We start from the raw sequence: 12,667 nt of genomic DNA, 5'->3' as shown, positions 1-12,667 counted from the left end.
TTTTGAGAATCAGTTTTTGGTACTTTTGCTTATAGTAGTTCATATCAGGATCAGAGTATTGCCCAGCACTTGTCTACATTTGGTATGAACAGTTAAATGGTTAGAAATTTTTTTTAGATTTCTGCGAAAAACTTGAAGTTGAGTCTGATAACTAGATAATAAGCTCTACTGATCCAGATATTAACCCTGTTCTGTCACTTTGGGAGAAGCCAATGCCTGAAAGCCTTTGAGAGCTTTATTTTTTAGTTTTTGGCTATAAATTTTAGTTTCTTTTAGAAAATAAAAGCTCAAAACTTTATTAAATCACAGTTTCAGAGTTTCGCTCCGATTATTCTTTTCCGCAAGTGACACAAGAGGGTTAAACATCAAGTTATGGATTCGTTGATTAGAAATTTAAACACTCAGATGCATCTTGTGACTACTTCTGCAAGTATTTCACCAGGAGATTTTCTATGACAAACGTCCACACGGTAAGTAATCTAAACCAACAACTCCAGCATCTGGTTGCCGAAGCCTGTTCTTATCCAACAAAGAGTTTGATGCGGCGGCAAAAACTTAGTGAGATAGTTAGAGTTGTGATGAAATCGGGCAAACTATGGAAAGAAAACACACCTTACTATAATGATGCTCTGCAACAAACTTGGTTATATTTTTGCCGAAATCCGGAGCAGTATAACCCAGATAGTTGTAGTGTGCTCACCTGGCTCGACAATTGTCTCAAGTGGCGACTGCAAGATTTTCGCTCTAGAGAAGCCGAAATTCAAGCTAAGACTGTTCCTCTATCTAGCTTAGAAATTGAAAATACAACTAACACGGTAGAAAGCTTGCCAGCAGCAACCGATATTCCACCAATTTTAGAAGAAACTTACCAATGGGCTTTTACAGATCCAGACAATGATTTAGCCAGTACTCACGTTAAAGGACGACCTGATGTAACTTGCCAAATATTGATTCTGCGACGCCTGCCTCCAGAAACTCCCTGGAAAAACATCGCTAAGGAATTCAACTTACCCCCATCAACTGCACCCAATTTCTATAAACGTGAGTGCTTACCACGCTTGCGAAATTTTGCTCTCAGGCAAGGGTATCACGAAATTGGGCATTAAGGCAGAGATATCTATTATAGAAGGTTATCTAGAAAGCGGAAGGAAACTTATGATTCATAGCATTAAAAACTTAGAAGAAAAATCCATTCCCGTTGCTATTACCCAAGCAGCGCTGAAAATAGCACGCTTTTTTGCTGATGAACAGGTGACATCAGAAAAGAAAAAGCAGGTATATCTTAATACATTGGCTGTATGTGCGGTAAATGATTACATGCAAATGATGAACATTCCCACAGATCCAAGGACTAGCGATAGTTGGAATTGTGCCATGCACTATTATGCAGATGTGGCAGACCTGAAGTTGAGTGGATTAGGTCACTTAGAATGTCGCCCCGTAAGTTCTGGTAATCTCTGCTATATTCCACCAGAAGTCCCGGATGACAGAATCGGCGTAGTTGTAGTTGAGCTAGACATAGAGCATCAACAAGCAACTCTAATCGGGTTTACTAAAACGGTAAAAGCTGGTGAACTTTTGTTCAACGAGTTACAGACTATTGAGGACTTACTTGCATATCTTGATTCACTTGAAAGTAACCCGACGGAAGTCAATTTGAGCTATTGGTTGCAAAATATAATTGATGCAGGTTGGCAGCCGATATCAGAAATTCTAGCGCCAAAAACACCACAATTAGCTTTTCGTTATCGAAACGGAGTGACGCGGGGTAAGCTGATTGACATGGGGATAGAACTCCCCGGACAATCGCTGGCACTAGTTGTTACACTTACTCCCAAAAATTCGATAGAAATCCAACTGAAATTGCAAATGTATCCATCCGGTGAGCAAGCCTACTTACCCAATAATCTCATTGTCAAAGTGCTAGACGAGAAAGGGATTACTGTTATGGAAACGCGTACTATTCGTGGTAGTACTCATGTAACATTAGAGTTTAATGTTCAAATAGGAGAGCGTTTTAGCGTTAACTTGGAATTGGGAGATGTTAATATCACTGAGAAGTTTGTTATTTAAGCACATAGGGTTTTCTATTGCTAGCCATGCAGAAGTTGGTTGTCTTGAAGCTAGATGGTGATTTGAGCCAGGGAGTAAAAGTCACACTGGAGATTGGGGCGGAAGGCGATCGCGCCAGTATAGAAGTTCAAGGCTATCTGCCCTCAAAGCCAGACATAATTGCAGATTATCAGCTTTGGCGAACAACCTATCGCAGTTTATCAAGTTTTCGCATTACACCGCTGAACATTCATGTCGGAACTTCTCTTAATGAGCATCTTAACAACTGCCACAAGTTAAACAAGAAGTTAAATGAGCAAATGAATAGTTGGCTCAACTGTAATTCCTTTCGCCCAGTGAAAGAGAAATTACTTAAACAGCTAACGTCAGATGATACAGTCCGCGTACTAATCAAAACCAGTGACACCTGGCTACGTCGTCTTCCGTGGCATTTATGGGATTTTTTTGAGGATTACCAAAAAGCAGAAGTTGCTTTAAGCGCCCCAGAGTACGAATATCTGCTAAAACCAAAGACAAGTACTATTGAAGAGAAAGTAAAAATCTTAGCAATTCTAGGTAATAGTGAAGGAATCTTGATTGACAAAGATCGAGAGATATTGGAGATGTTACCTGATGCAGAAACAACTTTTCTGGTAGAACCACAGCGCAGTCAGTTAAATAAACAGCTTTGGGAGCGAGACTGGGATATCTTATTTTTTGCAGGTCATAGTGAAAGCCGGGAGGATGGCAAGAGCGGTAATATCTATATTAATGAAACGGATTGCTTAACAATTGAGCAACTCAAATATGGTCTTAAAAAAGCTGTAAGCCAAGGATTGCAGTTAGCTATTTTTAATTCCTGCGATGGTTTAGGACTAGCATCTCAACTAGAAGATTTGCATATTCCACAAATCATTGTGATGCGGGAGCCAGTGCAAGACTTGGTGGCGCAAGAATTTTTAAAAAATTTCCTCGAAAAATTTTCCAGTGGCGAGTCTCTGTACTTAGCAGTACGAGAATCAAGAGAAAAGTTACATGGTATTGAAGATAAATATCCTTGTGCCGTTTGCTTACCGATAATTTGTCAAAATCCAGCAGCAATACCACCAACTTGGAAAGACCTGCTTAAAAAGCCAGAACCCAGAACTGGACAACCTCAACTAAATAAATATAAAACTCATCCGTACTCTAAACCGCTTAGTTTTCAAAAAGTAATATTGTTAAGTTTGGCGATCACTGGCTTAGTAATGGGTGTACGCTGGTCAAAAATACTACAAAAATGGGAGTTACAGACTTTAGATCATTTAATGCAGCTACGACCCCCTGAGAGACAAGATAAGCGGATTTTAGTAATTACTATCAACGAAGGGGATTTCCAATTAAAAGAGCAACAACAAAGAAAAGGCTCGTTATCGGATTTGGCACTGATGCAACTGTTAGAAAAACTTGATTCTTATCACCCACGAGCAATTGGTTTAGATATATACCGAGATTTTCCAGTAGATGCAAAGTATAGGAATTTAGCTACTCGTTTACGAAACAGCGATCGCTTCTATGGGATTTGCGAAGTTAGTGAAGGGGAGCAAAAGCCAGGTATTGCGCCACCTCCAGAAATTCCCTTACAACGCCAAGGATTTAGTGATTTTGTAGTTGACTCAGATTATTTTATCCGTCGCCATTTAATAGCGATGGAACCAAGTTCCACATCTCCTTGTGTGACACCTTATGCCCTTAGTGCGCGGTTAGCTTTTCATTACTTGCAGTCTCAAGGTATTAATGTTAACTACACTCAGCAAGGGGAGTTACAAGTAGGTAAAATTGTCTTCAAGCAGTTGCGTTCGCACATGGGCGGGTATCAACAAATTGATGATAGAGGTTATCAAGTTTTACTTAATTACCGTTCTTCTCCTTCTCTAACGCAAGTTGCTGAACAAGTCAGTTTAAAAGATGTGCTTACGGGCAAGGTTAACTCTAACTTGATCAAAAATCGAATTATTTTGATTGGTGTTGGCGCTTCTAGTGCACGTGATCATTTTTTAACTCCCTTGAGCGAAATGCCAGGTGTAATTATTCATGCTCAAATGGTCAGCCAGATCCTTAGTGCAGTTTTGGATGGACGACCTTTGCTCCAAGTTTTGCCTTTTTGGAATGAAGTAGTATGGGTTTTGAGTTGGTCTTTTGTTGGAGGGACAATTGCTCGGTATTTCCAAACAATCGTGCCTTGGGGATTAACAACAGGAGCAGCACTTATGGGTTTATATGGGTTTTGTTATTACCTATTAATACAAGGATATTGGATACCACTTGTTCCTTCGGTTTTGGCTTTAGGGATGACTGGAGGAAGCGTAGTAGTGTTCCGTCTTCAACAAATTAACAGTAATGACTCTATAAAATTTTAATTATGAATAACTCTATTAAACTATCCTTAACTATTATTTTAGCGTTGATTAATGCGATACCAGCCCAAGCACAGCTTGCTAAACCGACTGATTCGGTACAACCCTCAACGGGAAACGCTAGCCAACAACCAAAAAATAGATTAATTTTTCAAACACCGCCACCACCACCACCAAATACAGGTGCCCCTGGGCAACGCAGAGGAGGTGGAAGCCGTGGCTGTTTAAATGAAACCACGCAAAACGTACCACTTGAGAGTAAGTTGCTCATAGCTTTAGTACCTGAATATTCGAGTTTACGAGTGGTTTCGGGGTTAACGACTCAGCAGCGCCCTACATTCTGGTTTTATGTTCCTTATACATCTGACTCTTCTTATGCCAAGTTAGTAATAGAGGATGAAAAAGATCAAACTTTTTATAAAACGTCTTTAGCACAAAGTCCAGGGATAATCGGTGTAACTCTTCCCACTACCTCTTCACCTCTTGAAATTGGTAAGCAATATCGTTGGTACTTCAACATCTATTGCAAGCAAAATAATAAATTTCTGACTTCTGTAGAAGGAAACGTGCAACTGTTAGCGCTCAAACCAAATGTGCAAGACCAAATAAGTAAAGCAACACCAAAGCAACAAGTCGCTCTTTATGCTGCCAATGGTATTTGGTACGATGCCTTGACTACTTTGGCTAATTTGCGTCGCACTTTTAGACAGGATACTAACTTAGTAAGCGATTGGGCTAGTTTATTAGAGTCTGTAGACTTGCAAAACTTGGTTACAGAACCGATACTTGATTGCTGTAAGCCTGAAGCACAAACAGCAACAACACAGGCAAATATCGCTACAGCCAATTTCCGACAAGAACGTAGGGTGCCCAGAACCTTGGACGTTGGTAACTAGGATTTTGTAACAAAGCTAGTTGGGCACGACGCAATGCTTCGGCTTTAGTTATGTTGGGTGTTTTAGCTAATTCTTGGTAGAAGTAGCTCATCAGTATCGAAGTAGATTGATCATCTATGTTCCATAGGGAGGCAAGGGTACTGCGTGCGCCAGCACGAACAGCTACCCCAGCTAATCCTAAAGCAGCTCGATTATCACCACTGGCTGTCTCACAAGCACTCAGTACTAGCAATTCAACTGGTTCTGGTTTGTTCTCCTCTCTAGTTCTCAAAAAATCACTTAATTCATTAACTTTAATCTGCTTATCCCAAGAGAGAACAAACGTTTTATTAACGTCGGAGCTAAACTGTCCATGAGTTGCCAAATGAATAACTTTAAAAGGCAGTGATTTCATCTGCTTCTGGAGCGCCTCTGAAGTAAACTGCTGATTCAGTAGCACTTTTGTTTCTACTTGTAACTTAATTGCTTGTAATTCACGTTCTACGTTTGGTAAAGCTGAAAATCCTAAACGTGCTTCACTTAACCCTGCTGTTAGTGCCTGTAATTGTCTCTTTGGTATAGCCTGGGGATCAAATAATTGTAAACCTGGGGTAATTGCTAGGGCATACTTTTCTATTAAATATTGTTTGCCATCATAGAGCGATGCCATTGGTATATTCCGTAATCCACCATCTAAAACGAATACCAGTGTTTTTATTTCATTCTTGCCTAGTTCAGCTTCAGCAGGCCGAATTAACCAATCGTATACCTGTGCAGATAGAGACTGAACCAGCCGTAATGTGTGAGGCTCAGGGATATTTTCTTGCAATTGCTCAAGAGTCTTGTCCACATCTTGCTTAACTATATTGGTAGCGTAATGTTTTAAATCCTTTTGCCCTGGCAACTTCAAAATAACTTCTAAGCGGTCTGGTAGAATTATTGGATAAACAATTGCTGCACTCTGGTCTTGCTCAACCACTTGGTCAATTTCTACCTTTGCAGTTAAACAAGCTTGTCGAAAGAAGTTATCTAGTTCTGCCAATTGTAAAGTTTCAATTAGAAACCGAGCTTGTCTTAGGTTATCTGGCGGTGGCTCTAAGTTCCCTTTTGTTTGTACCAGCAATTCCACTAATTCACGATACACTGGTTCCACACTTTCACGAAAGGTAAACTGAATTCCCTGATTTGTAGTAGCTAAATCGCTGCGTAAAGTTTGAAGGGTTTCGATTGCTTTAGAATAGTATGAAATTGCTTCCTTATTATCTCCTTTGTTTTTAAGTAAACGCCCCATTTGCCATTCCCATTGATAACCAATATCAGACGCATCAATACTTTGTGCAATGAATAGAGCTTTCTGCGTAAGCGATTGAGCATCAGTGAATTGTTTTGTTTGTTCGTACAACCAGCCGAGAGTACCTAGAGCATAAGACTCTGCCCGTTTATCTCCTAGACTTTGTGTCTGCTCAACCGCTTTTGCTAACAGATGGGCAATATCTATCCATGAGAAAGTGATCCCGCTTGCTTCCTGTTTCAATCGTGCTAAATTTTGGGCAAAATTAATTTGAGCGTAAGCTGCGATCCGGCTTGGGGGTAACTTGTTAATCTCTGGCTGAACTTGGGGCATTAATGCAAGGGCACTACTCCATTGCTTTGTTTTCAAAAGAAAACTAAATTGATTCAACAGCAATTGGATACGTATACTTGGGGGAATAGATATAGCAGCAGCTTGGCGATAAAAATCTAAACTAGCTTGAGTGTCTCCCTGATCTTGTGCTGCATTAGCTAGGCTAATTAGAGCTTCAGCAATTTCTGGATTTGCTTGCAAGGATAAAGCCACTTTCAGACTCTGCTTTAATACCTGTTGGGATTCATTTAAATCTCCTACAATTCGTAGTACATCACCAAGACTACGCAGCCCTATAGATTTCAAAACTGAGTCTTCTTGCTTTTCAAGGCTTTCCTGTACTTGGGTGAGAATCTTTTCAGCTTGAGTATAAAGTCCTAACATTTGCAAAGCTTGTGCAGAAACAATGCGATTACGAGTGAATTTAGCCCAGTCGCCTGTTTGCGTATAAATTTTAGCAGCTTGCTCCCAGGTTTGTAGTGCAGTTTCGGCTTGTCCTCGTGCTAACTGCAAATGCCCTTGCACATCTAATGTTTGGGCAAGGATTTGCGAACTTTCTAGCGAGTTATTTAAATTTTCTAATAACTTGAAACCTTTGGTGATTGCCTCTTGCGCTTCTGCCCATAAACCAAGTTCTTGATAAGCCAAGGACAAGTTCCTTAAAGTCATCGCAAGCCTTAGCTGATCTCCATTACGACCATAGTTAGCCGCAGCTAATTCTAGAGTTTTAACAGCATCACCAAACTGTTGAGCTTCATACAAAGCTCTGCCTTGTTGTACCAGATTTTCTGCATTAAGTGAACCTGGAGAGGGTATGTTAATTACGACCTTTTGAGCGGCGCTAGGTAAAACTGTTGTTACTAAAAACAGTGCTATAAGTATAATTACGCTTACATTGCGTTGCACTATTGTCTGCAACTGTTTAACTCTGCGCTGGGCTTTTCGCCAAAATCTACTTGACAACATATTTATTTACCAAATTAATTGTCAGCAGATTTTGCAGAACTACAAGTAACTGGTGACTGCTGCCAGCTTTTGTGGGGAGTGCCCGCAGATGCATTGGCTGTAAGTACTATTTCACCTTTAGTATTAGTTCCCCACCCAGTAGCCTCAACAATCGGTGCTGATGGTGTAGGGATAGGGGGCTTTTCTTTAATAGTTTGCTGAGAGTTAATATCATTGCTTGGGCCCAGAGTTGCCCACTCTGGTCGAACTATATTGCTACTAAAAGCTTCTCTGGGGTTAGGAGGTAAGCCACCGCGTCCAGTAATGATAAAGCTGTTTTGAGCATAACCTGGGCTGTAACAGCCCTGCGCTATCTGAGTGTCTACGGCTACCGTGGGTAGTGCAACTAAGCCACTGTTGGGATCAACGTCAGGTGTATTGATTTCTACAGAACCACTGGACTCAGGACTTACTCCTGTAGCAGTAATGTCGCTTTCTGGAGTCGGTGTATTTCGACGCTGAATCCCAAAAATTCCTTGAGCGCTGATTTCGACTTTTCCGCCACGAAAGTCAACAGAATTGGCACTGATATCACTATTTTCTTGAGGAACAGCAATGATAAAACCATCTGTGGCATCGATTTTGATGTTGCCTCCAGGGATACCGCTACCTCTAGCATTAGTGGTGATAGAACTTTGATTACGTAGTAACAACAAGGGCGATCGCAGAAAGATATCACCTCCACCTCCTGTAGTGTCAGCAGTGATTTTCGCAGCGTTGTTGAGATAAATAGAATTAGCATCAACTATTAATGAACCTGCGGTTCCTGTTCCTGCGGCTATACCGCTTACTGTTACTTGTGCCTGATCTCGTATAATCAATTGCCTTGTACTAATTGATATAGAACCTGCATCTCCAGAACCTCGACTTCGAGCAAACAAGCCACTGGTATCTTCACTATTAGACGATTTTCCACTTAGTTCTACAAAGTCAGAGGCAAATACAGTTAGACCCCCTCCGTTACCCTGGCTATTATCACCATTACCACTTACTACTTGCGCTCCATCTTGTGCAATCAATTGTTTTGTGTCAATTGTAACAGATCCAGCATCTCCATTGCCTAAAGTCTGAGCAAATAAACCGCTAGGTTTTCCTGTAGTTACTGAAGTTCCGCTAAGTTTTACAGAATCCGAGGCAGTCACTTTCAAAATACCCCCACGACCTTGGCTATCCTTATCAGTACTAACTGCTATATTTCCTCCATTCTCAACAATTAACTTTCCTGTTTCAATGGTCAAGTTGCCTGCTGCGCCTTCACCGGAAGTGGTAGTAAACAAACCGTTGGGCTGATCCTCTCCAAAAGTTCCAATCACTTGCACAGAGTCAGTTGCCATTACCGTTAAACTTCCCCCATCTCCTGAACTAGAAGTTGAAGCACTTATTTGCGATCCATCTCGAAGAGTTAACTGTTCAGTCTGAATAGAGATTCCTCTACCGTTTTGACTCCATCGGTTGCCCGCGAAAACTCCTGACCCATTGGCTAATATTAAATCCCTGCCTTGGAGCTGTATATAACCACCACCCTTGTCATTGACTGTATCTTCATTTACATCTTCACTAACAGTGACTCTAGTTTCATTGCTCAGTAATACATCTGCTAAGGTAACGTCATTAGGAAAGCTTAACGTTCGGTCATTGCTATCAATGTTCAGTTCTATTATTCCTTCACCAAGTATCCCTCCTAAAGCAATCTGACCGCTTTCCGCTTGTATAATCGCGTTGTCTAAAGTAATGTTACCGCCTACCAACGCCAGGGTTTTCCCAGCTTGTACTACTACTTGCCCCTGTCCCTTAATTTCTCCTACAGTTTTACCAATTTGTAGCCCTACAGGTACACTCACTGTAAGTAGAGGTGTTGTTCCCAGAGTAGTTGCATTGAAAAAGGTGCCATCATTAAATTTGATTCCGCTAGCTGTACTACCAATAAACGAACCACCTAGATTTAAAATGGACTTCGGTCCAAAGATAATCCCGCGGGGATTAATCAAAAACAAATTGGCGTTAGAAGGAGATATTCGGTCGTTGACCATTTGGTAAGTACCTAATGTGCCGTAAATCTCAGAGCGGCTATTACCTGTAACTCTTACCAGTATGTTTTGAATATTACTGTTAGGACTCCTAAATAAAGCTGCTCTTTCTTCATTAACGTTAAGTTCTTTAAAACTGTGGAACAGATTATTACCTCTAGTTGCCCCACCCGTCAGCACATCAATGTTATCACCCAAGGGTTTTTCTTCATCGATATAAGAACGTTCTGCTCCTAATGTATCATCAGCTATAATCTGACTTTGAGCAAAGACAGAATTTGCAAAATAGTTTCCGTCAATAACCAATGCTCCAAGGAGAGCCAAAGAATTTGCTAGCCCCAGTTGCCAAGAGCAGTATTTCCAATTTTGAGTCATCTTACGAATAGTAGCCCTATATAAAACCATTTACTAATCTTTTGTTTAGGAACAATAAAAAGTACCAAATAGTCTTTGTAGCAGTTACCATTACTGATTTTGAATTATAGGTATTTCAAGTTTTTGTATTAGGATGAGAGCAATTTTCTTTGGCTCGCTGTAATGAGCCTGGAGTTAGCTGTTGCAGTTTTTCTAGTGTTGTTGAATCGCCCTGCTGCAACTTCTGTATTGCTTGTGGATCTTTTTCCTGTAGCTTCTGTATTCGCTCAAGCCCTTTTTCTGAAGAAGGATCTTGAAAACAGGGGAATCCACCAGGTTTTCCCGGGGAATTGCCAATATGCCATTTGTCATCCACTATTTTAATAGGGCACGTAACATTAGGTATACAGGATGCAAAACTGTAGTCTCCTAAAGAGGCAAGAGTCAAGTAAGTTATGGAGAAAAGCAGCACTACCGATAACTTCCAATTTTGGATATACATAAGTGAATTGTAGATAAATAAAGTATCATTAAAGTTGAATCATCGCTATGGTATCGATTTAATCTCACTTGATTAGGACTTACGAATTGACAGAAGCAATTAAATATGGGTAAACATTTTCAGGCATCAAGTTTGATTTTTTCACTATTAGCCAGCGATCGCTACTGATAATTAAGCCAGTAGCCAATAGTCTGAAACAACGGATTTTCGTTGACACACATGATAGCCATTTTATATAGTGCGTAAGTCCTACAGATATTCCAGAAAATTTGTAGTTGCCCAAAAAAAACTTTAAGTAATTTTAGCTTAGGTTTTACAAGATCATAAGGTGGAAGGCGTTGCTGAGTTAGAGGATGATTTCGCACAATTTATAACGTATTTCCAATGGTTTCGTCCGCCAATTCAGCCCAGATTTATGTAACGCCCTGTTACTGATTTTAAATTATAGGTATTTCAGGGTTTTGTTTCGGGATGGAAGCAATTTTTTCTAGTTCGCTCTACTGAGCTTGGAGTTAGCTGTTGCAGTTTTTTTAGTGTTGTTGAATCGTCCTGCTGCAACTTCTGTATTGCTTGTGGATCTTTTTCTTGTAGCTTCTGTATTCGCTCAAGCCCTTTTTTTGGCAAAGGGTCTATAACACAGGGACCACGTGGGGCTTCTCCTGGCGGATTGCCATTATGCATTTTATCATCCACTAGTTTAATAGGGCATGTAACATTAGGTATACAGGATGCAAAACTGTAGTTTCCTAAAGAGGCAAGAGTCAAGCAAGTTATAGAGAAAGGCAGCGCTACCGATAACTTCCAATTTTGGATATACATAAGTGAATCGTAGATAAATAAAGTACATTAAAGTCGAATCATTGCTACGGTATCGATTTAGTCTCACTAGATATTCCAGAAAATTTGTAGTTACCTAAAAAAAAATAAAACTTTAAGTAATTTTAGCTCGGTTTTAGAAGATCATAAGGTGGGAGGCGTTGCTGAATTAGAGGATGATTTTGCACAATTTATAACGTATTTCCAATGGTTTCGCCCGCCAATTCATCCCGCATTTATGCAACGCCCTGTTACTGATTTTGAATTATAGGTATTTCAGGGTTTTGTTTTGGGATGGGAGCAATTTTTTATGGTTCGCTGTACTGAGCTTGGAGTTAGCTCTTGCAGTTTTTCTAGTGTTGTTGAATCGTCCTGCTGCAACTTCTGTATTGCTTGTGGATCTTTTTGCTGTAGCTTCTGTATTCGCTCAAGCCCTTTTTCTGGCAAAAAGTCTATATCACAGGACGTCTCCTTTGGCCCTCCTGGATTACCAATATGCCATTCGTCAACCACTATTTCAATAGGGCATGTAACATCAGGTATACAAGAGTTTTTTGCAGAACTGTAGTCTCCTAAAGAGGCAAGAGTCAAGCAAGTTATAGAGAAAGGCAGCGCTACCGAGAACTTCCAGTTTTGGATTTTATACATAAAGTGGATAGTGTGTAAGTAAAGTGCGTTAAAGTATTACTACGGTCTCAATCTAGTCTTATTAAATACTTTAGAAGGTCTGTAGTTATCGAAAAAATAAAATAGCATAATTAAGTATAAATAAAGTTACTAGCTATCCATTCCTGAGTAATACTCCTACTAAGTTTTCACTCTCAAACTCAATTTTTTCGCAAGAACTTGAGACTTTTACAAAACTTTACTTTATAAAGTTCTCACGCTACCCTTCCCACCGAATCAACTCCCATCCACAATCGCAATCCCCCATTGCGGAAACTTCACCAGCAACCTCTTGATCACTATCACCAGTGCCGGATCATCATTCCAACACTCCTGCAAGAAGTCAAACC

At 40.3% G+C, this 12,667-nt stretch carries 7 protein-coding genes; 4 read left to right on the top strand and 3 right to left on the bottom strand.

The genetic code is table 11. The annotated features are described in order from the left end of the window. The first annotated feature begins 452 nt into the window (after positions 1-452). Genes H6G26_RS32905 through H6G26_RS32890 form a run of 4 tightly spaced genes read left to right on the top strand, consistent with a single transcriptional unit; the run spans position 453 to position 5,344 of the window. On the top strand, positions 453-1,106 hold the full coding sequence (locus H6G26_RS32905) for a sigma-70 family RNA polymerase sigma factor (RefSeq protein ID WP_190735077.1): 654 nt from the start codon (positions 453-455) through the stop codon (positions 1,104-1,106). 49 nt (positions 1,107-1,155) lie between these two features. Beyond that, positions 1,156-2,073, top strand: coding sequence for a DUF1822 family protein (locus H6G26_RS32900; RefSeq protein WP_190735075.1), 918 nt, complete (start codon positions 1,156-1,158; stop codon positions 2,071-2,073). Between the two features lie 26 nt (positions 2,074-2,099). After that, complete coding sequence (locus H6G26_RS32895) at positions 2,100-4,451, top strand: CHASE2 domain-containing protein (RefSeq protein WP_190735073.1); 2,352 nt, start codon at positions 2,100-2,102, stop codon at positions 4,449-4,451. A 2-nt stretch (positions 4,452-4,453) separates the two neighbouring features. Then, positions 4,454-5,344: a DUF928 domain-containing protein gene (locus H6G26_RS32890; RefSeq protein ID WP_190735071.1), complete on the top strand. Its 891-nt coding sequence runs from the start codon at positions 4,454-4,456 to the stop codon at positions 5,342-5,344. Here the strand turns inward: H6G26_RS32890 and H6G26_RS32885 are convergent. The 3 genes from H6G26_RS32885 to H6G26_RS32875 form a co-directional block, all read right to left on the bottom strand. Then, positions 5,286-7,853 (bottom strand): CHAT domain-containing protein, encoded by a 2,568-nt coding sequence (locus tag H6G26_RS32885; protein WP_347242542.1) that lies wholly within the window; start codon positions 7,851-7,853, stop codon positions 5,286-5,288. The two genes, H6G26_RS32890 and H6G26_RS32885, sit on opposite strands and share 59 nt — an antisense overlap. A 74-nt stretch (positions 7,854-7,927) precedes the next feature. Continuing rightward, a complete protein-coding gene (locus H6G26_RS32880; RefSeq protein WP_190735067.1) occupies positions 7,928-10,354 on the bottom strand; it encodes a filamentous hemagglutinin N-terminal domain-containing protein in 2,427 nt (808 codons plus the stop codon). A gap of 115 nt (positions 10,355-10,469) precedes the next feature. Next, on the bottom strand, positions 10,470-10,835 hold the full coding sequence (locus H6G26_RS32875) for a hypothetical protein (RefSeq protein WP_190735065.1): 366 nt from the start codon (positions 10,833-10,835) through the stop codon (positions 10,470-10,472). Positions 10,836-12,667 lie beyond the last annotated feature (1,832 nt).

Source organism: Nostoc sp. FACHB-888, assembly GCF_014696655.1.
GTDB lineage: Bacteria > Cyanobacteriota > Cyanobacteriia > Cyanobacteriales > Nostocaceae > Nostoc.
The sequence above is the reverse complement of the archived record's forward strand: the minus strand, read 5'-3'. Positions and strand labels throughout refer to the sequence as shown.